This window comes from Amycolatopsis sp. SB7-3 (assembly GCF_041021335.1).
GTDB classification, from domain to species: Bacteria; Actinomycetota; Actinomycetes; order Mycobacteriales; family Pseudonocardiaceae; genus Amycolatopsis; species Amycolatopsis japonica.
The window spans coordinates 97,042-122,869 of record NZ_JBFPJQ010000007.1 but is presented as its reverse complement, the minus strand read 5'-3'; the positions used below and the strand labels follow the sequence as shown (position 1 = coordinate 122,869).

Annotated in this window: 27 protein-coding genes; 13 read left to right on the top strand and 14 right to left on the bottom strand. The window is 69.6% G+C overall.

Annotated features, from left to right (window positions below; translation table 11 throughout):
* Positions 1 to 106 precede the first annotated feature (106 nt).
* Positions 107 to 466, bottom strand: a complete 360-nt coding sequence (locus AB8M46_RS35460) for an arsenate reductase family protein (protein WP_037346133.1) — start codon at positions 464 to 466, stop codon at positions 107 to 109.
* A 90-nt stretch (positions 467 to 556) separates the two neighbouring features.
* Here AB8M46_RS35460 and AB8M46_RS35455 point away from each other — a divergent pair, with 90 nt between their 5' ends.
* A complete protein-coding gene (locus AB8M46_RS35455; RefSeq protein ID WP_394363014.1) occupies positions 557 to 1,126 on the top strand; it encodes a YdeI family protein in 570 nt (189 codons plus the stop codon).
* 1 nt (position 1,127) lies between these two features.
* Here AB8M46_RS35455 and AB8M46_RS35450 read toward each other — a convergent pair whose 3' ends face one another.
* Positions 1,128 to 2,333: a PP2C family protein-serine/threonine phosphatase gene (locus tag AB8M46_RS35450; protein ID WP_394363013.1), complete on the bottom strand. Its 1,206-nt coding sequence runs from the start codon at positions 2,331 to 2,333 to the stop codon at positions 1,128 to 1,130.
* A 9-nt stretch (positions 2,334 to 2,342) separates the two neighbouring features.
* Positions 2,343 to 3,038 carry a TetR/AcrR family transcriptional regulator gene (locus tag AB8M46_RS35445; protein ID WP_394363012.1) on the bottom strand — a complete coding sequence of 232 codons (696 nt, stop codon included), beginning with the start codon at positions 3,036 to 3,038 and terminating at the stop codon, positions 2,343 to 2,345.
* A gap of 58 nt (positions 3,039 to 3,096) precedes the next feature.
* On the opposite strand from AB8M46_RS35445, the gene AB8M46_RS35440 reads away from it, so the two are divergent.
* From AB8M46_RS35440 to AB8M46_RS35400, 9 genes are all read left to right on the top strand, one after another.
* Complete coding sequence (locus AB8M46_RS35440; protein ID WP_394363011.1) at positions 3,097 to 3,894, top strand: thioesterase family protein; 798 nt, start codon at positions 3,097 to 3,099, stop codon at positions 3,892 to 3,894.
* 78 nt (positions 3,895 to 3,972) lie between these two features.
* The gene (locus AB8M46_RS35435; protein WP_394363010.1) at positions 3,973 to 6,021 is read left to right on the top strand and encodes a hypothetical protein; all 2,049 of its coding nucleotides are present in this window, start codon (positions 3,973 to 3,975) and stop codon (positions 6,019 to 6,021) included.
* 247 nt (positions 6,022 to 6,268) lie between these two features.
* Positions 6,269 to 6,676, top strand: a complete 408-nt coding sequence (locus AB8M46_RS35430; RefSeq protein WP_394363009.1) for a DoxX family protein — start codon at positions 6,269 to 6,271, stop codon at positions 6,674 to 6,676.
* 298 nt (positions 6,677 to 6,974) lie between these two features.
* Positions 6,975 to 8,267 carry an extracellular solute-binding protein gene (locus AB8M46_RS35425; protein ID WP_037346124.1) on the top strand — a complete coding sequence of 431 codons (1,293 nt, stop codon included), beginning with the start codon at positions 6,975 to 6,977 and terminating at the stop codon, positions 8,265 to 8,267.
* Positions 8,264 to 9,250, top strand: a complete 987-nt coding sequence (locus AB8M46_RS35420) for a carbohydrate ABC transporter permease (protein ID WP_037346123.1) — start codon at positions 8,264 to 8,266, stop codon at positions 9,248 to 9,250. Before AB8M46_RS35425 ends, AB8M46_RS35420 begins: the two co-directional genes overlap by 4 nt.
* Positions 9,247 to 10,077, top strand: a complete 831-nt coding sequence (locus AB8M46_RS35415) for a carbohydrate ABC transporter permease (protein ID WP_037346122.1) — start codon at positions 9,247 to 9,249, stop codon at positions 10,075 to 10,077. Before AB8M46_RS35420 ends, AB8M46_RS35415 begins: the two co-directional genes overlap by 4 nt.
* A gap of 3 nt (positions 10,078 to 10,080) precedes the next feature.
* Positions 10,081 to 11,523, top strand: a complete 1,443-nt coding sequence (locus AB8M46_RS35410) for a glycoside hydrolase family 3 protein (protein ID WP_037346120.1) — start codon at positions 10,081 to 10,083, stop codon at positions 11,521 to 11,523.
* 209 nt (positions 11,524 to 11,732) lie between these two features.
* Positions 11,733 to 13,634, top strand: coding sequence for a GTP-binding protein (locus AB8M46_RS35405; protein WP_394363008.1), 1,902 nt, complete (start codon positions 11,733 to 11,735; stop codon positions 13,632 to 13,634).
* A 15-nt stretch (positions 13,635 to 13,649) separates the two neighbouring features.
* Complete coding sequence (locus AB8M46_RS35400) at positions 13,650 to 14,612, top strand: LLM class flavin-dependent oxidoreductase (RefSeq protein ID WP_394363007.1); 963 nt, start codon at positions 13,650 to 13,652, stop codon at positions 14,610 to 14,612.
* Positions 14,613 to 14,668: 56 nt separating this feature from the next.
* Here AB8M46_RS35400 and AB8M46_RS35395 read toward each other — a convergent pair whose 3' ends face one another.
* Positions 14,669 to 15,532 (bottom strand): NAD(P)-dependent oxidoreductase, encoded by an 864-nt coding sequence (locus AB8M46_RS35395; RefSeq protein ID WP_394363006.1) that lies wholly within the window; start codon positions 15,530 to 15,532, stop codon positions 14,669 to 14,671.
* Between the two features lie 103 nt (positions 15,533 to 15,635).
* Between AB8M46_RS35395 and AB8M46_RS35390 the strand changes: the two genes are divergently transcribed.
* A complete protein-coding gene (locus tag AB8M46_RS35390; RefSeq protein ID WP_394363005.1) occupies positions 15,636 to 15,836 on the top strand; it encodes a hypothetical protein in 201 nt (66 codons plus the stop codon).
* 5 nt (positions 15,837 to 15,841) lie between these two features.
* Here AB8M46_RS35390 and AB8M46_RS35385 read toward each other — a convergent pair whose 3' ends face one another.
* The 3 genes from AB8M46_RS35385 to AB8M46_RS35375 form a co-directional block, all read right to left on the bottom strand.
* Entirely contained in the window at positions 15,842 to 16,579 is a 738-nt protein-coding gene (locus AB8M46_RS35385; protein WP_394363004.1) for a GNAT family N-acetyltransferase, read from the bottom strand.
* 55 nt (positions 16,580 to 16,634) lie between these two features.
* Complete coding sequence (locus AB8M46_RS35380; protein WP_394363003.1) at positions 16,635 to 17,729, bottom strand: glycosyltransferase family 4 protein; 1,095 nt, start codon at positions 17,727 to 17,729, stop codon at positions 16,635 to 16,637.
* A gap of 78 nt (positions 17,730 to 17,807) precedes the next feature.
* The gene (locus AB8M46_RS35375) at positions 17,808 to 18,596 is read right to left on the bottom strand and encodes an inositol monophosphatase family protein (protein ID WP_125735722.1); all 789 of its coding nucleotides are present in this window, start codon (positions 18,594 to 18,596) and stop codon (positions 17,808 to 17,810) included.
* 18 nt (positions 18,597 to 18,614) lie between these two features.
* On the opposite strand from AB8M46_RS35375, the gene AB8M46_RS35370 reads away from it, so the two are divergent.
* Positions 18,615 to 19,310: a creatininase family protein gene (locus AB8M46_RS35370; protein WP_378424388.1), complete on the top strand. Its 696-nt coding sequence runs from the start codon at positions 18,615 to 18,617 to the stop codon at positions 19,308 to 19,310.
* Here the strand turns inward: AB8M46_RS35370 and ribA are convergent.
* Genes ribA through AB8M46_RS35345 form a run of 5 tightly spaced genes read right to left on the bottom strand, consistent with a single transcriptional unit; the run spans position 19,266 to position 24,134 of the window.
* Positions 19,266 to 20,858, bottom strand: a complete 1,593-nt coding sequence (gene ribA, locus AB8M46_RS35365; protein WP_394363002.1) for a GTP cyclohydrolase II — start codon at positions 20,856 to 20,858, stop codon at positions 19,266 to 19,268. The two genes, AB8M46_RS35370 and ribA, sit on opposite strands and share 45 nt — an antisense overlap.
* Entirely contained in the window at positions 20,855 to 21,673 is an 819-nt protein-coding gene (locus AB8M46_RS35360) for a methyltransferase domain-containing protein (RefSeq protein WP_394363001.1), read from the bottom strand. Before AB8M46_RS35360 ends, ribA begins: the two co-directional genes overlap by 4 nt.
* On the bottom strand, positions 21,670 to 22,737 hold the full coding sequence (locus AB8M46_RS35355) for a glycosyltransferase family 4 protein (protein ID WP_394363000.1): 1,068 nt from the start codon (positions 22,735 to 22,737) through the stop codon (positions 21,670 to 21,672). Before AB8M46_RS35355 ends, AB8M46_RS35360 begins: the two co-directional genes overlap by 4 nt.
* On the bottom strand, positions 22,734 to 23,132 hold the full coding sequence (locus AB8M46_RS35350; RefSeq protein WP_016331711.1) for a 6-carboxytetrahydropterin synthase: 399 nt from the start codon (positions 23,130 to 23,132) through the stop codon (positions 22,734 to 22,736). Before AB8M46_RS35350 ends, AB8M46_RS35355 begins: the two co-directional genes overlap by 4 nt.
* A gap of 21 nt (positions 23,133 to 23,153) precedes the next feature.
* Positions 23,154 to 24,134 carry a zinc-binding alcohol dehydrogenase gene (locus AB8M46_RS35345; RefSeq protein WP_394362999.1) on the bottom strand — a complete coding sequence of 327 codons (981 nt, stop codon included), beginning with the start codon at positions 24,132 to 24,134 and terminating at the stop codon, positions 23,154 to 23,156.
* Between the two features lie 60 nt (positions 24,135 to 24,194).
* Here AB8M46_RS35345 and AB8M46_RS35340 point away from each other — a divergent pair, with 60 nt between their 5' ends.
* Positions 24,195 to 24,890, top strand: a complete 696-nt coding sequence (locus AB8M46_RS35340; RefSeq protein ID WP_125735729.1) for a CDP-alcohol phosphatidyltransferase family protein — start codon at positions 24,195 to 24,197, stop codon at positions 24,888 to 24,890.
* Here the strand turns inward: AB8M46_RS35340 and AB8M46_RS35335 are convergent, their stop codons facing one another.
* Both AB8M46_RS35335 and AB8M46_RS35330 read right to left on the bottom strand, forming a co-directional pair.
* Positions 24,891 to 25,253, bottom strand: coding sequence for a tautomerase family protein (locus AB8M46_RS35335; protein WP_350592283.1), 363 nt, complete (start codon positions 25,251 to 25,253; stop codon positions 24,891 to 24,893). It abuts the gene before it with no gap.
* 1 nt (position 25,254) lies between these two features.
* A complete protein-coding gene (locus tag AB8M46_RS35330; RefSeq protein WP_394362998.1) occupies positions 25,255 to 25,818 on the bottom strand; it encodes a TetR/AcrR family transcriptional regulator in 564 nt (187 codons plus the stop codon).
* Positions 25,819 to 25,828 lie beyond the last annotated feature (10 nt).

Below are 25,828 nucleotides of genomic sequence, written 5' to 3'. Positions count from 1 at the left end.
ACGACCATTACCACTCACGACCCCCGGCCAACACTGCACAAAAACCCCAAATCGGACCCCTTGATCCCCAACAGTGTCCTTTTTGGACATCCAAGGGGCGGGGCGGTCAGTCCGGAAGTACCGACTGAACGGCCTCCGGGGTCCGCCCGACCACGGTCGTCCCGTCGTCGGCGGTGATGATCGGCCGCTGGATCAGCTTCGGATGCGTCGCCAACGCCTCGATCCACCGTTCACGGTCGGCGGGGGTGCGGCCCCAGGTCTTGAGTTCGAGTTCCTTCGCGATCGGCTCGGCGGTGCGGGTGATGTCCCACGGCTCGAGCCCGAGCCGCTTGAGGACGGCCTTCAGTTCCTTCGCCGTCGGCGGCTCCTCGAGGTACTTCCGCACGGTGTACTCGGCCCCCGCCTCGTCCAGCATCGACACCGCGGTCCGGCATTTGGAACACGCCGGGTTCACCCAGATCTCCATCCAGGGCCACCTCCCTTCGAAAAGTGCTCACTCGATGAGCACTTTGCTTCCGATGATGGTCGTAGACGTTACGACGAAAGGAATCCGGCCATGGACGAGACCACCTTCAGCGCCGCCTCCCCCGCCGAGTGGCGTGCCTGGCTGGCCGAGAACGCCGGGACCGAAAAGGAGGTCTGGCTGGTCATCCGGCACAAGGACAGTGGCGTCCCCAGCGTCCGGATCGAAGAGGCGATGGAGCAGGCCCTGTGCTTCGGCTGGATCGACGGGCTGCACCGCAAGAACGACGCCACCAGCTCACGGCTGCGGTTCACCCCGCGCAATCCCCGGAGCACGTGGAGCCGGGTCAACCGCGAGCGGGCCGCCCGCCTCATCGCCGAAGGACAGATGACCGAACGAGGTCAGGCGATGATCGACCTCGCCAAAGCGAAGGGCCGCTGGCAGGTCGTGCCGGACGGCGACGGTGTCCCGGAGGACCTGCGCGCCCGGTTCGACGCCGACGAGGCCGCCCGCACCCACTTCGAGAAGTTCCCGCCGTCGTCGAAGCGGCTGATCCTGGAATGGATCCTGACGGCGAAGAAGCCGGAGACCCGGGAACGGCGGATCACCAGGACTGTCGAACTCGCGGCCGTGGGCGTCCGCGCGAATCACCCGGTCCGGTGACTCAGTTCGGTTCGCACCGGGCGACGAGGAGGGCGATGTCGTCCTGTGCCGGGATGTTGCCGACGAGCGCGGCCATCACGCGCGCGCAGACCGCTCCGGGCTGCTCCGCGGAGACCAAGCCCGCGAGCCGCTGCAGGCCGACGTCGATCAGCTGATCCCGGCGTTCGACGAGACCGTCGGTGTAGAAGGCGAGCACCGCGCCGGGCGGCAGTTCGACGACGGTTCTCCGGCGCCGCGGCCCGGTCACCCCGATGGGCGGATCGACCGGCGCGTCGACGAACACCGACGGACCGCCGGGCGTCGCGAGCACCGGCGGCAGATGCCCGGCCAGCGAGATCGCCATGCTGTCACGCGAAGCCGTCAGCAGTCCGTACACGACGGTGGCCAGCGAACCAGGCTCGAAATGCTGCACCTTCCGGTCCAGTTTGGACAGTACTTCCGCCGGGTCGTCCGATTCGAGCGCGTAGGCGCGCAGCGCACTGCGCAGCCGCCCCATGATCACGGCGGCGTTGAGGCCGTGCCCGGCGACATCGCCCATCACGATGCCGAGCCGGTCACCCGGTAGTGAGAACAGGTCGTACCAGTCGCCGCCGACCCCGGGTTCGGTACCCGGTACGTACCGCGCGGAGAACTGGATGCCCGGCACGGCGGGCAGCCGCGCGGGCACCAGGCTCCGTTGCAGCGCGGCGGCGGCCGCGCGATCGGTCGACGAGAGTTCGATCTGCGCCGCCAGCGCGAGCCGCGCGGCCACCAGCTGCAGCAGGTCGATGTCGGTCTCGGAGAACTCCCTCGGCTTCAGCGACCCGACATGCAGGACCCCGATCAGTTCGTCGCCCGCGATCATCGGCACGCCGAGCATCGTGCTCAGTCCCCGTTCCCACAGAAGCGAGTTCACCACCGTGGTCTCGTCGACGTGGTCGATGACCACCGGACGGCGTTGCGCGGCGACCTTGCCCGCGAAGCCGGCGCCGACGGGCACCCGGACGTCCTGGTAGACCTCTTCCTCGATCCCGGAGGCGGCGATCGCCAGCAGCTGCTGGGCCGCGGGATCGTGCCGCAGCACCGTGGCGGTGTCGACGCCGAGAACCTCGCGCACGCGAGCGAGGATCGTGGTCATCACCTTGTCCTGGCCGAGGTGCCCCAGCTCCGTGTCGGTGATGGCTTCGAGCACCTGGAGCCGATCGTCGGCTGTCGGAGTCTCGGGCATGCGCAGAGCCTAACCAGTCCGGTCGCCGGCCACCGCCCACCCCGCCGCCAGTCCGTCGAGGTCACCCGCCAGTACTGCACTCGGCGGAATGGCGTCCCTCGGGACGCGGCAGGCGAGCGCCGTGCCGAGCCCGGCCATCCGGATGACGGTGTCGATCAGCGCTTCCGGCTCATCCGGCCAGTCGAACCCCGGCTGGGCGATCAGCAGGCTCACGCAACCGTGCATCGCCGACCAGAGCCCCATCGCGAGGACCTCCGGTTCGCCGCGCAGGATCCCGGCCCGTACGCAGGCGGCGGTCGCGTCGGCGAGGTACCGGAAGCAGGCGACCGCGCCGGGCGACGAGCCGCCGGAGGGACGCATCAGGAGTACGCGGTACTGCACCGGATGGTCGAGGGCGAACCGGGCGTACACCCGTGCGCGACGGCTGAGCGCGCGCATCGGATCGGCGACCTCGACGGCGTGCTCGCGCATACGGCGCGCGAGCTCGTCCCACACCCGCAGGCAGACCGCCTCCAGCAGGGCGTCCCGGCTCGGGAAATGCGCGTAGACCGACGGCGTGGAGACGCCGGTGCGGCGCGCGACGGCTCGCAGCGTCAGCGCCTCGTCGGTACCCGCCTCGCCGAGCAGGGCGTCGGCGGCCGACAAGATCTCGCCGCGCAGCTTGTCCCCTTCACCCGGCCGCGCCTTCGTCCGCTTCGCGCCCATGCCGTGATGCTGCCAGCATTGACTTGACACCGTCAACTTGACGGTGTCAGCTTGAGGTATGGCGCATTTCCGGACCGCGACCGCGCTGGGTCGCCGAGGCGACGACCCGGTCTTCGACATCGAGCTCGATCCACAGTGGACGATCGGGACGAAGCTGCACGGCGGCTATCTCCTCGCCGTGCTCGCCAGGGCGGCCGCCGAGGTCTCCTCGCATCCGCATCTGACCGCGATCAGCGGCTCGTTCTCGGTGGCGCCCGAACCCGGCCCCGCGGTCGTCGAGGTCGAGGTGCTGCGCGAGGGCCGCGGCCTCACCCAGCTGCGCGCGCGGCTGAGCCAAGACGGCGCGCCCTGCACCGAGGCGCTGATCACCCAAGGCGTCCTGACCGACGGCGACGCGTGGTGGTCCGGAGTGGACCCGGTCGAGCTCCCGCCGGAGCAGGACTGCCTGCCCGTGCCCGCCGACGGTGGTGGCGGATTCCGCATCGGCCTGATGGACGTCGTCGAGCAGCGTCTCGACCCGGCGGCGGCCGGTTTCGCGGTGGGACAGCCGTCCCGGAAAGGCGTCATCTCGTCCTGGCTGCGGCTCGCCGACGGCAGCGACTGGGACCCGGTGAGCCTGCTCGTCGCGCTCGATCCGGTGCCGCCGATCTCCTACGACCTGGGCATCGCGGGCTGGGCGCCGACCATCCAGTTCACCGCGTACCTGCGCGGGCTCCCGGCGCCGGGTCCGGTGCGGGTGCGGATGCGCGCGGGCGAACTCGGCGGCGACCGGATGGACGAGGTCGCGGAGCTTTGGGACGAGAAGAACCGGCTGATCGGACAAGCGACCCAGATCGCCGCCGTACGTCTCCCCTGAACCACCCGAAAGCGGGTTCATGACGCGGCGCCGGGAGTTAAGATCCGGCGTCTACGTCATTGTTCTGGGGGCAGGACCATGGAAGCGGAACCACTCCGCGCGGGCGAGAACGATTCCGCCGGCGCCGAGATCACCCGGCTCTGCCGGACCCTGGTACCACTGGCCGCCGCCGGCAAATACGCCGAGGCCGCGTCGACCTATCGCTGGGTGAGCCGGGCTTCGTCCGGCGATCCGATCCGTTACGGCGATCACGCGTCGCGGCTGGAATTCTGCGCCCTCACCGGCAACGAGCACACCGGTCTCGATCTTCTGTCGCTTTTGGACGGTGTCGGCGACCATTCGGACGCCGTCGGCAGGCTCGAGTTCTTCGCCTCGGCGGCGCTGCTCACCCGCCGGTTGACGGAAACCGGATACGGCGAGATCCCGTTCGTTCTCAACGGTCCGTACGACGGCGTCTCCCTGAGCAGGCTGCACGAGCGGATGCGGGCGGCGGCCCTCGTCGAAGCCGAGGAACTCGACGGACGCGAGCACTCCGGATACTTCACCGTCTACGCCGAACGGAAGATGGCCGCGAAACCGGTGGCGGACTTCGTCCCGCTCCTGCCGTCGGCGCTCCCCCGGGTCCCGATCCTGCCGCCGCCGGGGCTGTCCGCCGAGGAACTCGTCGTCCGGGCGGAGATCCACAATCACCGGTGCGAACCGGAGGAGGCGCGAGCCTGCCTCGAAGCGATCGACGATGTCCCGGACGAGCTCGCACCGCGGCTGAGCGAGCTGCGCGCGATCTTCTTCCAGGGCGAGGACACCGAGGAACGGCTGCGTCACGCGGCCGTCGGATTCCGGGGCCAGGGCGACGAAATCCGCTTCCTGCTCAACCAATGCTGGCTCGGCCTGTGGCTCGTCTTCGACGATCAGGTGGAGACCGGGGTCGCGCTGACGACGGTGGCCGCGGCCCGCTTGCGTGCCGGGACGGACGAACGCGCCGCCTGCTGGGGCGAATACTGGCTGGCGCACGTGCTTTCCGGGCAGGGCCGTACTTCCGAGGCGTACGAGGCCTTGCGACGGGGTGCCGAGCGAGCCGGTGAGGCGGGTGATCCCTTGCTCCTCGGGACACTTCTGTGTCTCGAAGCGTCGTTGCGGAACGGCGACGGCGAGGATCCGGTGACCACACTGGAACTCGCGCGGTCGGCGACGGACGCCTTCATCGTCGGGAACGTCGGCGAGAAGGCCGTCGAAGCGGTCGAACAGGTCCGGATCGCCTACGAGCGCACGGGATCGCTCGACGAACTGGACGTCTTCGTGGAGCATCTGCTGGCGACGCTGCCCGTAGGCGGTCCGGAACGGTTGCGCGGGCATCTCCGCCACCTTCGGGCGCTGTCGCTGATCGGCACCGGCAGGTTCGCCGAAGCCGTCGACGACGCCTACGCGTCTCTCGGTGTCTCCGCGTCGAAAGGCAAGGACACCGCGGAACATTGGTACGTCCTCGTCACCGCGTTGCACGGCGCCGGCCGCTACGACGAGGTGCTCGACGTCGCGCCCCGCACCATCGCCCTGCTCGCCACGTCACCGGACTGGGGCCACCGCTGCCGGTGGATGTACGCCGACAGCTACCGCGCGCTCGGCGAATCTTCGCGCGCCTTCGACGAATACGCCGTCCTCGCCGAAATCCTCCACGACTCGGGCGACACCGGGCATTCGTACATCTCGGTGAGCATGGCCGCCGCCGAACAACTCGACCTGCTCGGCTACGGCGCGAACGCCGCGGATTTCTACGCGCGGGCCGCCGACGCGGCCTTGGCGATCGGCGGCGGCTACGTGGCCGCCACTTGCCGTAACGCGGCGACGCTGTCCCGGCTGCGGTCCGGCGACGTCGACGCGGCGCTGAGCGCGCTCGACGCCGCGGAAACCGCCGTGCACGCGGTGGAAACCGAAACCGCGCCCGCGAGGGAACATCTCGTCGCGCAGCTCGACCACGTCGCCGCCCACGTGCTCAGCGCCGCCGGCCGCGTCCGCGAGGCCGCCCGCCGCGCGCTCCGTGCCGCCGAAACGTTCCACCGGATAGGCGAAGCCGAGTCCGCCCGCGACGTCGACCTGCTGCTCGAACAGATACTCCTCGGTGACCAAAACTGACGTGCCGCCTCGGCGGCTTCGCGTGATTGGGCGGACGGCACGTGTGATTCGACGGACGACACACGTGATCAGATGGACGACACGCTCGCGGCGAAGCTTTCGCCGTGAGTCGTCCGTCCAGACACGTGTGTCGTCCGTCTGATCACGTGTGCCGTCCATCCAGTCACACAAGACCGCCGCCACTCACGACCCACTGGACCGACTTCACGCCTTGCCAGCCTCCCTCACCAGGAGAAGGATCCCCGGCATGTCCGGACGAAGCCTGCCCATCGGCTCGATCGTGCTGTGGGTCGTGCGCGTGGCGCTCGCCGCCGAGTTCCTCTACAGCGGCTACCTGCTGTTCTCCGGCGGCCACACCGAACAGGTCTTCGCCGAGATCGGGCTCGGGCAGTGGCTGCGGTACGTCACCGGCGTGGTCGAGGTCGCCGGCGCGATCGGCCTGCTGATCCCCCGCTTCGGCGGCCCGTCGGCGCTGCTGCTGGCCGGGGTCATGGTGGGCGCGAGCGTCACGGAGCTGTTCATCCTCGCCAACGGCGGCCCGGTCCTCCCGCTGATCCTGCTGATCGTCTGCGCGACGCTGGCGTGGTTCCTCCAGGATCAGACGCGCGCACTGCTCGGGATCAAGCCTCCCGCAGACGCCGAGGACGACCTCTAGGCGAACGCGCGCCACCCTTACACCGAACGGCGCAAAGATCACCCGCCGAATGCCCCGATCACCGGGACGGACAAAGAAAAACCGCATGTCAGCCCGCCTCGCGAGGCGCTGACGAGCACGCCGAAAACTGATCATCAGCGTGATCGAACGCTCACTCAAGGTGAAAGATTGCGGCTCGTTTACAACGAACCGGCCACCCGCTTGACAGTCGGAGTGGTACGTACCACGCTGCCCGCATTGGTCTACACCATTTTGTGGGAGCTCGGCATGGTGGCCGGGCATCGAAAGGACGGCACGAGTGAAGCGCTGGCTCAAGATGGCTGCGGGCGCCGCCGCCATCACCCTCGCGACGGCGGGCTGCGCCGGTTCCGGCAGTGGCGACAGCACGAATTCGAGCGCTGCGGCCTCGAACGGCTCGCTCACGGTCTGGCTCATGACGGGGACCGCCCCCGAAGCACTGACGAACTCGCTCCACAAGGAATTCGAAGACGCGCACCCCGGCGTCAAGGTCAAGTACGAGATCCAGCAGTGGAACGGCATCCAGCAGAAGCTGACCACCGCGCTGGCCAGTGACAACCCGCCGGACGTGATCGAGCTGGGCAACACCCAGACCCCCGCGTTCGCGAACCAGGGCGTGCTCGCCGACCTCACCTCCAGCGTGAACGACTTCAACGGCGCGCAGTGGCTGCAGGGCCTCAAGGCTTCGGGCGAGTTCGACGGCAAGACCTACGGCGTCCCGTTCTACGCGGCGAACCGTGAGGTCATCTACCGCAAGGACATGTTCGAGCAGGCGGGCATCACCGCGACGCCGAAGACGCGCACGGAGTGGCTCGACGCGATCACCAAGCTCAAGGCGAAGTTCGGCAGCGACCCCGAGTTCCAGGCCCTCTACCACCCCGGCCAGAACTGGTACGAGCTGCTGTCCTACATCTGGGACGAGGGCGGCGACATCGCCCAGGCCAACGGCAAGTCCTTCAAGTCGACCCTGGACACCCCGCAGGCGAAGGCCGGGCTGGAGTTCTACAAGCAGCTCACCGACGCTTCGGGCACCAAGGCCCCGAAGGACGCCGACGAGGCCACGCCGCAGCAGGCGGGCATCTACGGCGCCGGCAAGGTCGCGATGATGATCGGTGTCCCGGGTGAGGTCGACACCGCGGCGAAGACCGACCCGAAGATCAAGGAGAAGTCGGGCGCCTTCGCGATCCCTGGCAAGACCGCCGACAAGTCGGCCCCGGTCTTCCTTGGCGGCTCGAACCTGGTCATCCCGGCCAACAGCAAGAACGCGGCCGCGGCGAAGGACTACGTCAAGCTGTTCTCCACCCCGAAGTACCAGACCGAGCTGGCCAAGGCCGGTTACGTCCCCGGTACCTCGACCGACGTGTCCGCGCTCGACGCGAACCCGCTCACCAAGGTGATGGCCGAGGCTTCCAAGAACGGCCGTGCCGTGCCGACCAGCCCCAAGTGGGGTGACGTCGAGTCCGGTCAGAACCCGATCAAGGACATGCTGACCGCCTACCTGACCGGAACGAAGACGCTCGACCAGGCGACCGCCGACGCCAACGCAGCGCTCGACAAGCTCATCGGCGGATGACCACGACGAAAGATGTGACGATGCCGGCGGGGGCCACCCCGCCGGCATCGCCGCGCATCAAACCCCCGAAATCCAACCGGCGCCTCCGCCTCGGCGAGCGGACGGCGCCGTACCTGCTGATCCTTCCCGCTCTGGTCGCGATCCTGGTCCTGCTGGGCTGGCCGACGATGCAGCTGATCGGGATCAGTCTCCGCAAACTCGACCTCCGTGAGCTGGTCTCCGGGGAGATGGTCTGGGTCGGATTCGAGAACTTCTCCGAGATCCTGTCCGATTCGGAGTTCTGGGAGATCACCGTCCGGACGCTGGTGTTCACCGCGTCGGTCGTGATCCTCACCCTGCTGCTCGCGCTGCTCATGGCGGTGCTGATGCGGCATCTCAACCCGGTGGTCCGGGTGATCGTGCAGGTCGCGCTGATCCTCGCGTGGGCGACGCCGGTGGTCGCGACGACCACGGTGTTCCAGTGGATCTTCGACCAGCAGTACGGCATCTTGAACAAGACGCTCGCGAAGCTCGGTTTCGAGAGCTTCATCGGGCATTCGTGGTTCTCCACCGGCCCGAGCACGCTCACCGTCATCGGGATCCTGGTGGTCTGGCAGGCGGTGCCGTTCGTGGCCTTCACGCTCTACGCGGGGCTCCTGGGCGTCCCGAAGGAGCAGTACGAGGCCGCGGGTATCGACGGCGCCAACGCCTGGCAGGCGTTCTGGGCGGTCAGCTGGCCGGCGATCCGGCCGATCCTGACCATGGTCACCTTCCTGTCGGTGCTGTGGGACTTCAAGTTGTTCGCCCAGGTATGGGCGATCCGTCAAGGCGGGCCGGACGGCGCCAGCACGACGCTGCCGGTCTACATGTACCTCAAGGGCCTCGCGGGCAACCACTTCGGCCTGGCGGCCACCGCCGCCCTGCTGATGATGCTCGTGCTGATCCTGCTCACCGCCCGGTACGTCCAGCTGCTGGTGCGCACGAAGGAGGCCGACCTGTCATGAGGAAGTCCCTGACCCAGCGGATCGGCCTCGGCACGCTCGGCGTGGTGGTGGCGCTGCTGTTCGTCTTCCCGACGTACTGGATGTTCACCTCCTCGCTGAAGACACCGGGCCAGGTCCTGTCCCCGGACTACGACCTCGTCCCGCTTTCGGTGACGTTCGACAACTTCGTCTCGGCGCTGACGAAACCCGGTTTCACCACGTACCTCACCAACAGCCTGATCGTCACGCTCGGCGCGGTGCTGTGTTCGCTCGTCGCGGGTGTGCTGGCCGCGGTTCCCCTGTCCCGTATGCGTTTCCGCGGGCGCAAGGGATTCCTGCTGCTGGTGCTCGTCGCCCAGCTGGCGCCGTTCGAAGCGCTGCTGATCCCGATGTACCTGCTGATGCGCGACGCCGGGCTGCTCAACCAGCTGCCTTCGCTGCTGCTGGTGTACTTCGCGGCGACGCTGCCCTTCACGTGCTGGATGCTCTACGGCTTCGTCAACGGCATCCCGTACGACCTCGAAGAGGCCGCGATGATCGACGGTTGCAGCCGGGCGGGTGCCTTCCGCCGGGTGACGCTGCCGCTGCTCGCGCCCGGACTGGTGACCACCTCGGTGTTCAGCTTCATCACCGCGTGGAACGAGTTCCTGTTCGCGTTCGTGTTCATGCGCGACCAGAACAAGCAGACGCTGCCGGTGTGGCTGTCGTCGTTCCGGACGGCGTTCTCCGTGGACTGGGGCGGCATCATGGCGGCGTCGGTCATCTACGCCGTGCCCGCGCTGGTGTTCTTCATCATCGTCCAGCGCAAGCTCGTGTCCAACCTGACCGCAGGCGCAGTGAAGGGGTAATCCTTGTCTTCACCGGAAAAGCTCGCCGCGTCCGTTCTCGTCTCGGGCTTCGACGGCACCACCGCGCCGGATTGGCTGCGCCGCAAGGTGGCGGACGGTCTCGGCGGCGCGATCCTGTTCGGCCGCAACGTGGTCGACGACGAGCAGGTGGCCGCGCTGAGCGCGCAGCTGCGGGCGGAACGGCCCGACGTGCTCGTCGGCATCGACGAGGAGGGCGGTGACGTCACGCGGCTCGACGTCGCCACCGGCTCGTTCGTGCCGGGGCCACTCGCACTCGGCGCCGCGGATGACGTCGAGCTGACGGCTTCGGTCGCGGCTGCGCTGGGCGAGAGGCTGGCCGCGTGCGGAGTGACGATCAGCTTCGCTCCGTGCGCGGATCTCACGCTGGCAGCGGAGGATCCCTCGATCGGGGTCCGGGCGTTCGGTTCGGATCCGGTGAAGGCGTCGCCGCATGTGGCGGCGTTCATCACCGGGCTGCAGAAGTACGGCGTGGCGGCGTCGGCCAAGCATTTCCCCGGCCACGGGGCGGCTACGGACGATTCGCACCACGCGCTGCCGGTGCTGCCCCGGACCGAGGCGGAACTGCACGAGATCGAACTGGTCCCGTTCAAGGCGGCGATCACGGCCGGGGTGCGCGCGGTGATGACCGGGCACCTCGTCGTGCCCGCGTGGGGTGAACTGCCCGCGACGCTCAACCCGAAGGCGCTCACCGACGTGCTGCGCGGCGAGCTCGGCTTCACCGGCGCGGTCATCACCGACGCGCTGGACATGGGCGCCGTCGCGGGCGAACTCGGCAAGACCGAGGGCGTCGGACGGGCGTCGGTACGGGCGCTGATCGCCGGCGCGGACGCGCTCTGCCTCGGCGGGGTGTCGTTCGAAGAGGACGAGCTGAACCGGATCGCGGCGGTCATCGCGGCCGCCGTCGAGTCCGGTGAGCTGCCGATGGAGCGGCTGGTGGAGGCGTCGGAGCGGGTCGCCGCGCTCGGCACTCCCCCGGTGTCGACGCCGATCTCGCCGGTGGATCACCGCCTCGGCCTGGAGGCGGCGCGGAAGGCGTTGCGGATCCAGGGTTCGCCGAAGCTGGGCGGCCCGCCGCTGGTGATCGACATCGAGACCGAGCCGATCATCGCGGCCGGGCCGATGCCGTGGGGGCTCGGCTCGCATCTGACCGAACTCGTGCCCGGCACCCGGGCGCTCAAGGTCGGCGCGGACGGGATCGCGACCGCGATCGAGGCCGTCCACGGCGCCCGTGACCTCGTGGTGGTGACCCGCGAGGCGCACCGGCACCCCGAGGTCCGCGAGTTCCTCAGCTGGCTTCGAGAGTCCACTGTGGACTACATCCGGGTCGAGACCGGCGTTCCGGGCCCGGAGACCGAGGGGCCGCGGATCGACACGTTCAGCGGGTCCTACGTCAGCCTCCGCGCCGCCGCGGAGTACCTGGCCTGACCCACCCCTCTCGCATTTCGTCCTCTGGATGCGGTACTTGCACACGCAACTACCGCATTCAGAGGACGAATTGCGTTATTCGGTTGCGGGGCCGAGGCGGGGGTGTTGTAGTCGGGAAGATCGGTTCCCGGCCTAGGAGATGATCGTCTTGCGAGTGACCACGTCCTTCCATCAGGTAATTTCCGCCTACCTCGAGGACGAGACCACTCGTGAAGACCCTCAATCTGGGGATTCTGGCGCATGTTGACGCCGGGAAGACGAGCCTGACCGAGCGCCTGTTGCACACCGCCGGCATCATCGGCGAGCTGGGCAGCGTCGACGACGGCAGCACGCAGACCGACACGCTGGCGCTCGAACGCGCCCGCGGCATCACCATCAAGGCGGCCGTGGTGTCGTTCGCCCTCGGCGACGTCACCGTCAACCTGATCGACACCCCCGGTCACCCCGATTTCATCGCCGAGGTCGAACGCGCGCTCGGCGTGCTCGACGGCGCGGTGCTGGTGCTGTCGGCGGTCGAAGGCGTCCAAGCCCAGACCCGTGTCCTCATGCGGACCTTGCGGCGGCTGGGCATCCCGGTGCTGCTGTTCGTGAACAAACTGGATCGCCGCGGCGCCGACCCGGAGCGCGTTTTCCGTGAGATCACCGAGAAACTCACGCCGTCGGCGATCACGATGGACCCCGATCGGGTGATCGATCTGCTGGCGACGCTCGACGAAGACTTCCTCACCGAGTACCTCACCGCCCCGGACGCGTTCACGCCGTCGCGGCTCCGCGCCGAACTCGCCGCGAAAGTCGCCGAAGGTCGCGCTCATCCGGTCTACTTCGGGTCCGCGATCACCGGTGCCGGGATCGACGCGCTCCGCGACGGCATCGAGAACCTGTTGCCCGCCAAGGAAGCCGACGTCCACGCGCCGCTGTCCGGCACGGTCTTCAAGGTCGAGCGCGCGCCGGGTGGCGAGAAGATCGCGTACGTACGGCTGTTCTCCGGCAGCATCGCCGTGCGTGACAAGGTCCCGCTCGGCGACGGCGAAGGCAAGGTCACCGCGATCAGCGTTTTCGACAACGGCTCGGCCGCGCCGTCCGCGTCGGCCGAAGCCGGGCGGATAGCGAAGATCTCGGGGCTCGACGTCCGGATCGGAGACGTGCTCGGGGCCCGGCCGCCGATGCGGGAGGCGCGGTTCTCGCCGCCGACGCTGGAAACCGTCGTCTCGCCGGTGCGCCCGGCCGATCGCGGACCGCTGCACCAGGCGCTCACCCGGCTGACCGAACAGGATCCGCTGATCGGCCTGCGGCACGACGAGGTCCGCCAGGAGACTTCCGTTTCGCTGTACGGAGAAGTGCAGAAAGAGGTCATACAGGCGACGCTCGCGGACGAGTACGGCATCGACGTCACGTTCAGCGAGACGACCACGATCTGCGTGGAACGCGTCGACGGCACAGGATCGGCCGCCGAACTCATCGGCACGGCGTCGAATCCCTTTCTGGCCACGGTCGGACTGCGCGTCGAACCCGGGAGCGGGATCTCGTTCCGCCTGGAGGTCGAACTCGGCTCGATGCCGTACTCCTTCATCAAGGCCGTGGAGGACACGGTGAAGGAGACGCTGCGCGAAGGCATCCACGGCTGGGAGGTGCGCGACTGTGCGGTCACGATGACGCATTCCGGCTACTACGCCAGGCAAAGCCACGCCCACGGCACGTTCGACAAGAGCATGTCCAGCACCGCGGGCGATTTCCGCGATCTGACGCCGTTGGTGCTGATGGCCGCGCTGCGCGAGGCCGGGACGACCGTGCACGAACCCCTGCACCGGTTCACCCTCCAGACCCCGGCCGACACGCTCGGCCCGGTGACCGCGCTGCTGGCGCGGGCTCGCGCCGTCCCGCGGACGACGCTCACGAAGGGCGGGACGGCCGAGCTGGAAGGCGAGATCCCGGCGGCGAAAACCCATGAGGTGCACCAGCTCCTGCCCTCGGCGACCCGAGGGGAAGGCGCGCTGGAGACGTCGTTCCACGGCTACCGGCCCGTCCGGGGACCGGCGCCGTCACGATCGAGGACCGATCACAACCCGTTGGACCGCAAGGAATATCTGTTACGCGTGCTGCGGCGCGTTTGAGGAACGGAGGACGTCATGGTTTCACGGCTCGGGGTCAGGATCCCTCGCGAGCTGCCCGCCGCCCGGCTGACCGGCCTCGCGCGGCGCGCGGAGCAGGAGGGTTTGGACGAGGTCTGGATCGTCGAGGACTGTTTCTACGCGGGCGGGATCGCGACGGCGTCGGCGGTGCTGGCGGCGACCGAGAAGATCACCCTCGGCATCGGCATCATGCCCGCCGTGGCGCGGAACCCCGCCATCGCGGCGATGGAGATCGCGGCGCTGGCGGAGCTGTACCCGGGACGGCTGATCGCCGGGTTCGGGCACGGCGTGCCGAGCTGGATGCGGCAGATCGACGCGTGGCCGACGTCGGCGCTCGCCGCGTTCGAGGAGACGCTGACGGTCATCCGGCGGCTGCTGGCGGGTGAGCGCGTTTCCTTCGAGGGCAAGCACGTCCGGCTCGACGAGGTCGAACTGGAGTTCCCACCCGCGCTGCCGCCGAAGCTCGTCGCCGGCGTCCGCGGCCCGAAGTCGCTCGCGGCGGCGGGCCGGGTCGCCGACGGGACGCTCCTGGCCGAACCGGCGACCCCGGAGTACGTCCGCGCGACGCGGAACCTGATCGGCGTCGAAGGCCCTTCGATCGCCACCTACAACTGGCTGGCCCTCGACGCCGATCCCGAGCGGGCCCGCGAACGCGCGCGGTCCGACGTCGCGTCCGCGATCGGGCCGAACTCCGGTCCGGCGCTGGAGCCGCTGGACTTCGGCGCCGAACTGCTTGCCGAGGTCAAGGCCGCTAGCGACCGCAAGGACCTGGCCCGGCGGTTGCGGCCGGAGTGGATCGACCGGCTGAGCATCAGCGGCACGCTCGACCGGTGCGTCGAGCAAATCCGCGCGCTGTACGCGGCCGGGACCGAGTCCGTCATCCTGCTCCCGCTTCTCGGTGAGCCGGAGGAGGAGTCCTTCGCCGCGGCGGGCCGGATCGCCTCCGCCCTCCGCGGCTGACCCTCCTTCCGCATTTCGTCCTCTAAATGCGGTCCTTGCACACGCAACGATCGCGTTTAGTCCTCTGGATGCGGGTGGGTGTCGAGCGCCCTGACGACGGCGACCATGTCCTCCTCGCCGAGACCGAGCCGCGCGGTCTCGGCGTAGAGGGCACGGGACGCCTCGATCAGCGGCAGCTTCAGGCCCGCGTCCCCGGCCGCCGCCGCGATCAGCTCGACGTTGGCCAGCACGTTCGCGATCGAGGCCTGCGGCGCGAAATCCTCTTCGACCAGCTTGGGCGCCTTGATCCGCAGGATCGGGCTGGCGAGCTGCCCCGCGCCGAGCACGTCGGCGAGCAGACCGAGATCCAGCCCGTGCGCCCGGCCGAAATGCACCGTCTCGGCCAGCGAAGTCACGACCGCGGTCAGGTGCACGTTGACCGCCAGCTTCATCAGGAGCCCGTTGGGAACCGGCCCGCAGTACACGGTTTCCCGGCACATCGGCCCGAACAGCTCCCGGACCTCCTCGACCGCGCCGGGGTCGCCCGCGAGCATCGCGACCAGCTCCCCCGCCTCCGCCGGGACCCGCGAACCCGAAACCGGCGCCTCCACGTACTTCGCCCCCGCCGCGACGAGGTCCGCCTCCAGCGCGCGGGAATGCCCCGGCGCCGTCGTTCCCATGTGGACGATCGTGCGGCCCGCCACCCGGTCGGCGAACTCGGGCCCGCCGCGCCCGAGTACCGCATCGACGGCGGCCGCGTCCTTGAGCATCAGGATCACGACGTCGCAGCGCGCGAAGAGTTCGGCGACGTCGGCCACCTGGTCGGCCTTGCCCGGCGTGCGGTTCCATCGGAGCACCGGGATCCCGGCCCGCACCAGGTTCCGCGCCATCGGCTCGCCCATACTGCCCAGCCCGGCGAAACCGACTCGTTCGAGGTCCATGGCTCCACTCTGCGGCACCGGAGGACGACGCCGGGCGCGATGCGACGATCGCGGCGGAAATCGCGAGGAATGCCCCGCGACGCGATGTCGAGGAGTGAGCACGATGGCCTGGCCGGAGAAGGACACCCGTCGGGTCTCGCTGCGCAACGGCCAGTCGTTCCTCTGGCATCTCGACGCCGACTGGGAACGTACGACGCGCGCGATCCGCGTCAAGGAAGACGGCACCGACGGTCAGATTCTCGTCCTGGACCCCTACCACCACGCCTTCCTGCCGACGCAGACGCAGGTCCGCCGCGAGGAGTGAGCCGATCAGAACGGGTGCTCCATCCACACGTTCGCCTCCACGTACACCCCGCAGTCCCGCTCGACGTTCGCGTGCACCGGCGCGATCCCACCGGGGATCACGTTGTCGCCGTCGACGAGGTCGACACCGCTCCACTCCTTCCAGTCCGCGATCGAGCCCGAAATGGTCACCGCGAACGGGCACACCTTGATCATCCGCGCGCCGAGCCGTTCGTGGGTGCGCAACCAGCGGTCGGCGAACAGCCCGTCCTCGCGCCGCCGGAGGGCGTAGTCCTCCATGAGGACGTCGGGTTGGTCCTCCTTGCCGATCGGGCGCACGGAGACGATCAACCGCTTCAGCCCCGTCTCGGCCGCACGCGCTTTCAGCGCCTTGAGCATCGGCGTGGACAGGCCGGTCCCGCGCATTCGCGGCGCCACGACGACTTCGAGCGCGCACAAGGTGTCCGGCGCACGGCCGTCCATGAGATCCTGCGCGGCCCACTGGATCGCCTCGTCCCACCCGTGCGACGGCAGCTCGTGGCGGTCTTCGGCCGGATAGGTCAGCGGGACCGACAGCGCCCGCGCGATCGGTTCACCGTCGTCATCCAAGGCGATCAGGAAATACCGGGACCAGTGGCGCAGGAAGCGGTCCGGCGTGATCATCTTGCCGCTGAACCCGGCGTAGATGAACTCACCGCCGACGTCGCCGAGGTTCAGCGCGGCATCGAGGAGATCGGGACGGGACGCAAGATCGACGATTCGCATGCCGCCCAGTCAACCGATCCGGTGATCTCCCCCGATAGCTGCTTCCGGGCGATGATCAAACCGGCTGACGCGGCGCCGCCTGCAGCCGGGAGAGCACGTCGGTGAGCCTGCCCGCGGCGACGTCCCATTCTTCGAGGACGCTGCTGCGCGCGAGCGCCGACGTCCGCAGGGAATGACGGAGTTCGGCGTCGAGCGACCAGCGCAGCAACGCCGCCGCGAGCGCCGACGGGTTGTTCGGCGGCACCAGCATGCCGGGCACGCCGCCGCCGGGCGCGGTGCCGAGCGCGTCGTGCGCGCCGGTGGTTTCCGTTGCCACCACGGGGATCCCTCGCGCCAGCGCCTCGGCGACGACCAGTCCGGAGGTGCCGCCGCGCGCGGGCAGGACGAGCAGATCCGCGCCGTCGTAGACCAGGTCGAGGTCGTCCGGCGGCTGGATGAGGCTGATCCGGGAGCCGAGCCCGAGCCGTTCGACCGTCCAGCGCAGTTCGTCGACGTACGCGGGGTCGTGATGTGTCGCGCCGGCGAACACGCATTTGAACGCCAGTTCGTCGACCAGGGACAGCGCCCGGATGAGCACGTCCTGGCCGTGGCGCGCGGTCATGGGCGCGAGACACAGCAGCCGCGAGACACCGTCGGCCCCGGCGGCGAGCGGCGCCGCGTCCGTACCCGGCGTCGCCACGTACACCCGGGTCGGGTCGAGGTCGTGCCGGTCGATCAGCTGCCGCGCGAGCCACGGCCCGGTGGCGACGATCATCCCCGTCAGCCGCAGGGTCTCCCGTTCGCAGGCGTCGAGTTCGGCGGCCTGCGCCGGATCGAGCGCGGGATCGTCGGCGAGCGGCCGGTGGACCAGGACGGCCAGCCGGAGCCGCCGCGCGTGCGGGACCACGATCTCCGGGACCCCGCAGGCGACCGTGCCGTCGATCAGGACGACGGTGTCGTCGGGCAGCGCGGCGAGCGAACGGGCCAGTCTCGACCGCGACAGCGGCCCCGGCATCGGCCATTCCCCGGCGATCGGCAGTTCCAGCAGCGGAAGGCCGGTGGCCGGGAGGTTCTGGCACATCCGGCGGTCGTATTCACCGCTGACGTCCTCGGTTTCGCCCGGCAGGACGAAGACGACCGGTTCGGTCACGCGGACATTCGAGGTGAACACGGTTACCTCCAGATGCGGGCGCCTTATCAGGAGACACGGATACGGCGCCCGTCCGGTTCATTTCCCGGGTGACAAAGTTCAGCCCGCCACGCGCGCGATCGACGCGACGAGCTCGTCACGCAGCCCGGCGCCGACCGCGATCGTGGCCGCCGAACGCACCGTGTGGTCGCCGCCGTCGAGGTCGACGACCGCTCCCCCGGCCTCGCGCACCAGCAGGACACCCGCCATCGTGTCCCACGGTTTGTTGGCGAGGATGACGCTCGCGTCGAGTTTGCCGTCCGCGACCCACGCCAGGTCGATCGCCGCGGAGCCGAGGAACCGGACCCGCTGCACGCGGCCGCCGAGTTCGGCCAGCAACGCCATCCGGACGCGGTTCTTGACCTCCGCGCCCTCGCCGACCGCGAAGTCGCCGATACTCACGATCGCGTCGGACAACTTCGTCGCTTTCGACGCCGTAAGACGCTCTTCGCCCGCGTATGCGCCCTGGCCCGCCACTGCGGTGTAGGTGACGTCGAGGAACGGCAGGGAGATCGCCGCGACCGTGCTGTTCAGCCCGTCGACGAGCCCGAGCGAAACACCGCACAGCGGAATCCCGCGCGCGAAATTCGCCGTACCGTCGACGGGGTCGAGCGCCCACCACAGGTCCTCGTTCCCCTCATGCCCGCGCTCCTCGCCGAGGATGCCGATCTCCGGCGTTTCGCGCGCCAGGAACTCGCGGACGGCGTCCTCGACGGCGAGGTCGACGTCGGTCACCATGTCGCGATCACCTTTGGCGGCAACGGAAAACGACGTCATCGAGCGGATGATCCCGGTCGCCTTGGCGACGGCCTCGCGGGCCACGGACAACAATGCGGCGTGGTCGGTCATATGGGTACCGTAGCCCGCGTGAACCTGTTCCCGACGGCCACGACGGCCGACGAAAGCGCCCGCGGCGCCGAGGTCGCGGTGCTGCCCGTCGGCAGTTTCGAACAGCACGGAGCGCACCTCCCGCTCGCCACCGACGCGGTGATCGCGACGACGATCGCCGACGCCCTCGCCGCGGCGTATCCGGTGCTGCGGCTCCCGCCGATCACGATCGGCTGCTCCCACGAGCACGCGGATTGGCCGGGCACGGTCAGCATCTCCGCCGCGACGCTGTACGCCGTGGTGAACGACGTCGCCGCGTCGCTGCGCCGGTCCGGCGTCCCGAAACTGGTGCTCGTGAACGCGCACGGCGGCAACTACGTCCTGTCCAACGTGGTCCAGGAGTCGACGTCGCCGATGGCGCTCTTCCCCGGCGTCGAAGGCTGGCAGGCGGCGCACGCCGCGGCGGGGCTGGAGACGTCGCTGGACAGCGACATGCACGCCGGCGAGCTGGAGACCTCCCTGTTGCTGCACGCGCACCCGTCGCTGGTCCGGCCCGGGTTCACCGAGGCGGATCACCTCGCCGACGACAGGCGGCACCTGCTGACGGTGGGCCTGCGCCCGTACGCGGAATCCGGTGTGGTCGGGCGGCCTTCGCTGGCGACGGCGGAGAAGGGACGGCTGGTGCTGGAGTCACTGGTGGAGAGCTTCGGGGACACCTTGGCCGTGCTCGGCTGACTCGATCAGGTCCAGATGCGGCAGGAAATGGTGCATCCGTTCCTGTTTGGTCCGCAGGTACCGCAGGTTCTCGTCGTTCGGCGTGACCAGCAGCGGCACCCGCTCGCTGATCCGCACACCGTGCCGTTCCAGCTGGTCGACCTTCGCCGGGTTGTTGGACAGCAGCCGCACCGACCGCACGCCGAGATCGTTCAGGATCTCCGCCGCGGCACGGTAGTCGCGGGCGTCCACCGGCAGCCCGAGCGCGATGTTCGCCTCGACGGTGTCGAGCCCTTCGTCCTGTAGTCGCATCGCCTTCAGCTTCGCGAGCAGGCCGATTCCGCGTCCTTCGTGGCCCTGGGCGTACACGAGGATTCCGGCGCCCTCGTCGACGATCGCCCGCAACGCGGCGGCCAGCTGGTCGCCGCATTCGCAGTGCATCGAGCTGAACACGTCGCCGGTGAGGCATTCCGAATGGACCCGCGCCAGCGTGCCGGAGGTCGCGATGTCGCCGTGCACCAGCGCCATCTGTTCGGTGCCGTCGGCGTCCAGGTAGCCGTACGCGCGGAAAACGCCGTACCGGGTGGGCAGTCTGGTCTCAACGACCCTCTCGACGGTCATCGGGCTTCTCCTGTCTGTTCGGTGACTCTTGACAGAACGCGCGAGCAGGACGCCCGCACCGGGAAGGCTGGAGACGAGCGCGAGCACGCCGTAGACGACGGCCACGGTGACACCCTGCGCCGAGCCGAGGCCCGCGGCGCCGAACAGCAGCGCGCAAACGCCTTCGCGCGGGCCCCACCCGCCGATGTTCAGCGGCAGCCCCATCGCGAGCAGGGCGAGGATCATCAGCGGCAGCAGGTCGCCGACCGGCGCGGTGACGCCCGCCGCGCGCGCGGCGACGACGAACAGGGCGAGGTGCCCGGCGAGGGTGGCGACCGAGAGCAGGCCCACCCCCGGCCAGGTTTCCTTGGTCAGCAGGCCGAGCCGGACGTCGGCGAGGGACACGGCGAACCCGCGTCGCCATTTCGATCCACTGTGGATCCATCGCCGCCCGGCCGTCATCCCGGTGACGACGGCCGCGAGCGCGAGCCCGACCACGGCGATCCCGGCGGCCGTCACCACGTGGTCGATGGGCGGCGGCACCACGGAAGGCACGCTGAGCACGACGACGACCGAAGCGCCGATCACCACGATCTGCCCGGCCGTGCGCTCCAGCACCACCGCGCGGACGCCGCGCGGCACATCACCGGCTTCGCGTCCGTGCTGCACGGCGCGGTCGACGTCGCCGAGGACGCCCGCCGGCAGCACACCGTTGAGGAACAACGCGCGGTAGTACTCGCCGATGGCAGTCCCCAACGAGAGCTCGAGACTGAGCCGCCGGGCGATCAGGCGCCAGCGCGAGGCGCTGAAAACCGTGGTGGCGAAACCGATCCCGAGCGCGGCGGCGATCCCGCCCGCGTCGACCTCGCGCAGACCATCGAGGAACACGCCGGTTCCCAGCTGCCAGACGAGCGCACCGAGGATCGCGAACGCGCCGACGATCCGAAGCCAGGGCCAGAGCCGTTTCACGCGGGCACCACCAGGAGGTCTTCGTGCTGGATCACCGCGTTCAGCTCGCCTGCCGCGCACTGCGCGAGCCGCCATCGCAGGTAGGAGTCGCCGTCCGCCGCGAGTTCCGGCCGCTGTTCGCAAGCGGCGCCGACCCAGCCGGTGAGCCATTCCGCGGTCAGCGCGGCCTGATCCGCCCCGAGCCGCCACGGGCTCGGCGCACGCCGCACGGTGGCGCCGAGGTGTTCGAAGACCCCGAAGGCGACGTCCACCGCGTCCGGTCCGAGCAACCACCGGCCGCCGGTCACCCGGCGCTGATGCGCGTTGAAGGCGTCGGAGATTTCGATGTCGAACTTGTCCTTGGGCGAAAGCACGACCCGGCCCGAAACGCTCAGCGTGAACAGGACCGCGCAGCGCGCCTCGACGCACGCCTCAGCCAGCCGGGACATCTCCTCGGCGGTGAGCAGGTCGAGCAGTGCCGACGCCGCCACCAGCGAGGTTCCGGCGAGGTCCTCCGCGCGTAACTCGGTGATGTCACGCTGTTCGGTGACGACGGTGACTTCGCTTCCGTCCAAAGCGTGATCCGGACGGCTGGTGCGCGCCAGCGCGTGGGTGAGCAGGTCCGGGTCGCGGTCGTGCAGGATCCAGCGCTGGCGTCCCGGCAGCCGCCTGGCCAGCCAGCGGCCGAGCGAACCGGTGCCGCAGCCGAGATCCCGGATGACGACCTCGTCCTGTTCCTGCAGGAAGGACCGCACCGGCTCGATCAGCTCGGTCGCGCGAGCGGCGGCATCGGCGTCCTCACGCAGCTGAAGCCAGCTGGGGGCGTACTTCGTCATGCCGCCGTCCGTTCGGTCAGCAGCACGGCGGCGACGCCACGGGCCGTCTCGTCCCAGCCGGTCAGCGTCTCGCGGCGCAGGCGGGCGGAGGCGCGAAGGCGGTCACGCAGGTCGGGTTCGGTGAGCCAGCGACGCAGGGCCGCGGCCAGCGCGTTGACGTCCTCACCGGGGACGAGCAGCCCGGGCACACTGCCGTCGGACGCCTGGCCGAGCGTGTCCGGCAGGGCGTCGACGGCCGTCGTGAGCACGGGGATGCCGTGCGCGAGCGCCTCGGTGACGACCATGCCGTACGTCTCCGCGCGCGAAGGCAGCACGAGAAGGTCTGCCGCCGCGTACGTCGCTTCGAGTTCTTCGCCGGACCGGGGGCCGGTGAGGGTGAGGCGGTCGCCGAGCGAGTGTCGCCGCAAACGTTCGACGTAGCGGGTCTCGCGCCGGATCGCGCCGACGCACTCACAGGTCCACGGGAGCTCCTTCAGGGACTTCAACGCGTCCGCGAGCAGGCCCTGTCCCTTGCGCGGCGTCACGTTGGCGACGCAGACCAGACGCGTCCCGTCCAGGCTCCCGGACGCGACTTCGGCCTTGTCGACGCCGGGCGGCACCACGTGCACGCGATGCGCGGCGAGGTCGTGGTGCCCGATCAGGCGCCGGGCCGCCCATTCGCTGGTCACGACCACGGCGTCGACCGCGGCCAGCGTCTCGCGTTCCAGCCGGTCCAATTCGGCGGCAAGCGAAGGCGAAAGTCCCGTCTCGTCGGCCAGCGGCAGATGTACCAGCACCGCGATCGACAGCCGCCGTGCCGCCGGGGCGATCACCTCGGGCACCCCGCAGGCCACCAGCCCGTCGAGCAGCACCGCGGCGCCGTCGGGCAGTTCGGCCAGCTTGCGCGCCAGCACGTTGCGCGCTTCGGTGTCGGGCCGCGGCCAGTTCCCGCGCACGGGGATCTCGTGGACCTCCACCGCCTCGGCGGCGAGGCCGTCACACAGCCGGCGGTCATAGACGTTGCCGCCGCTGGGCGCGCTCACGTCGTCGATGTCGTTGGGCAGGACGACGTGGAGGCGGCTCACAGCGCACGCTCGTAGCTCGCCCACGCGACGTGGGATTCGTGCAGCGAAACGGTGAGCCCTTCGAGGCCGCGCGCCCCTTCACCGAGCGCTCCCGAGTGGACGCGGTCGGCGAGCCGGTCCGCGATGACCTTGGCGAGGAACTCGGTCGAGGTGTTGATCCCGGCGAACTCGGGCACGTCGTCGAGGTTGCGGTAGTTCAGATCGGCGAGCACCGCTTTGAGCTCTTCGGTCGCCTTGCCGATGTCGACGACGATGTTGTCGGCGTCCAGTTCGGACCGGCGGAACGTCGCGTCCACCAGGAAGGTCGCGCCGTGCAGTCGCTGTGCTGGGCCGAAGACCTCGCCGCGGAAGCTGTGGGCCACCATGACGTGGTCGCGGACGGTGATACTGAACAACGGACCTCCCGGGTCGAACCCTTAACGCGTGTCCTCCATCTGATAGGTGACACGGAGGCAGAGCGTTCCTGGTTCATTCGCGGCCAGACGCGGCAAGACGTCCGGCAGTTCACGGAACTGACATTCCCCGCTGACCAGCACTTCGAATCCTGGATCGGCGAGAAGACGCAAAGCGAGCGCCAAGCGGTCGGCGTAGGTCCGGTTCAGCCGGCGAGACGGCGAGACCATGCCGACCTGGCTGCTGCGGATCGCCAGCCGCCGGGAGTGGAAGTTCTCGCCGAGCGGGACGCTGATCCGCCGGTCGCCGTACCAGCTCAGCTCGATGACCTCGCCTTCCGGCGCGAGCAGCTCCAGCGAACGGGCGAGCCCCGCTTCGCTCGCGCTGGCGTGCACGACGAGGTCACAGTCGCCCAGGGCGTCCTCGGGTGTCGAGAAGTCGACACCGAGTGCTTCGGCGATTTTCGCGCGCTCCGGATCGACGTCGATCAGCTGCACCCTGGCCCCCGGGAAACCGGCCAGCAGCTTCGCGACGCTGCTGCCGACCATCCCGGCGCCGACCACGGCGATCCGGTCGCCGATTTTCGGCGACGCGTCCCAGACGGCGTTGACCGCGGTCTCGATCGTGCCCGCGAGGATCGCGCGTTCCGGCGGGACCTCGTCCGGTACCGGCGTGACGGCCGACGCCGGGACGACATAGCGCGTCTGATGGGGATACAGGCAGAAGACGACCTGCCCGACGAGGTTCTCCGGACCGCGTTCGACCACGCCGACGTTGAGGTACCCGTACTTCACGGGACCGGGGAAATCGCCTTCCTGGAACGGCGCGCGCATGGCCGCACGTTGACTCGGCGGGACCTCGCCACGGAAGACGAGCGTCTCGGTGCCGCGGCTCACGCCCGTGTACAGGGTGCGGACCAGCACTTCGTCATCGCCGACCGGAGGGAGCGTGACGGGCCGGAGCTCACCGTCGCCGGAACCACTGAACCAGAAGGCGCGTTCCATCGTGTCCTCTCATGTCGGACCCTGGAAGCGGGGTCACCGCCACCATAACGAGGAGGCCTCGTGATCAACCCCGGTATTTTCCTGGGGGTCCTCGTCCAGCTGGCGCTGCTGGGGACGCTGGACGCCGTCACCGGACTGGGCCCGCTGGGCTGGCTCGCCGGAGCGGCCTACGGCCTCGCCGTGGGCGGATTCCTGACCTACGGCCTGAACCGGAGCACCGCGCGCTCCCTGGGCCCCGCCGACGCCGTGACACTCGCCCGGTCCGGGCTGGTCGGCTGCGTGACCGCGCTTGTCGTCGACACCGCGGGCCGGGAGATCGTCGCGATGGTCGTCATCGCGTCGGTCGCGCTCGCCCTGGACGCCGTCGACGGCCAGGTCGCCCGCCGCACCGGAACGGCGTCGCCGCTGGGCGCGCGGTTCGACATGGAGGTCGACGCGTATCTGATCCTGATCCTGAGCGTGGTCGTCGCGCAGTCGCTGGGCCCGTGGGTGCTCACGATCGGAGCGATGCGCTACGTCTTCGTCGTGGCGGGCAAGCTGTGGCCGTGGCTGAACACGCCGCTTCCGCCGAGCATGGCGCGCAAGACGGTCGCGGCGGTCCAGGGCATCGCGCTGGTCGTGGTGGCCTCGACGATCCTGCCGCTCTGGGCCGGTTTCGTGGTCACGCTGGGCGCGCTGGCGCTGCTGACCTGGTCGTTCGGACGCGACACGTGGTGGCTGCTGGAGCAGCACGCCTTCACCGCCGCGCCCGCGTGATCACGCGTACTGCGCTTCGCCGTTCCCGATCGACCAGTCGACGGGGTTGTTCTCGGTGATCGTGACGAGCACGTTCCTGGGCTCGGTCCCCGCGTACTCCTCGGCGAGCTCCGCGATCCGCCGGTACAGCGCCTTCTTCTGCTCGTCGGTCCGCCCCTGCCGCATGGTGATCGTGACGAACACGACCCCCTCGTCGCGGCGGATCCCCAGGTAGTCGTCGTATTTCAGGATGTTCTGGCCGTTGAGGACCTGGAAGCGGTCGTCGGCCGGGATGCCGATCGTCTCGACCAGCGCGTCGTGGACGGCGTTGCCGAGGGCTTCGAGCTTCTCGGTCCCGATGGTGTCGATGCGGACGAAGGGCATGTCAGTTCTCCTTGGTGGTCAGCAGACCGAGGGCACCGTCGACGGCTTTCGCGAACACGTCCGGGGAGCCGGCGGCGCGGGCGAGGATGTAGCCGCCCTGCAGCACCGCGACCAGCGCGGTCGCCGTGGTGAGCGGGTCGAGTGCCTGGTCGAGCTCACCGGCGGTGCGGCCCTCTTCGAGCAACTCGGCGAGGCGCCCGGTGAGCCAGCCGAAGTACTCCTCGACCGGCTTTCGCAGCTCCGCGTCGGCCATCACGTCGGGATCCTGGGCGAGCCTGCCGACCGGGCAGCCCTTGAGCACGGTGCGCTCGCGGCGCAGGTAGACGGTGATGCGCTCGACGACCGAACCGGGCCCGGAGAACTCGGCCTCCGCCTTGGCGCGCAGATTGTCGGCGCTGCGGCCGATCGCGGCGAGCGCGAGTTCGGACTTGCCCTGGAAGTGGTGGTACATGCTGCCCTGGCCGGCGCCGGAGCGCTCCTGGATCGCCTTCGGGCTGGTGCCGACGTACCCGCGCTCCCACAGCAGCTCGCGAGTGCTCTCGATGAGCCTTTCCCTCTTGTCCACGTTCCTGACC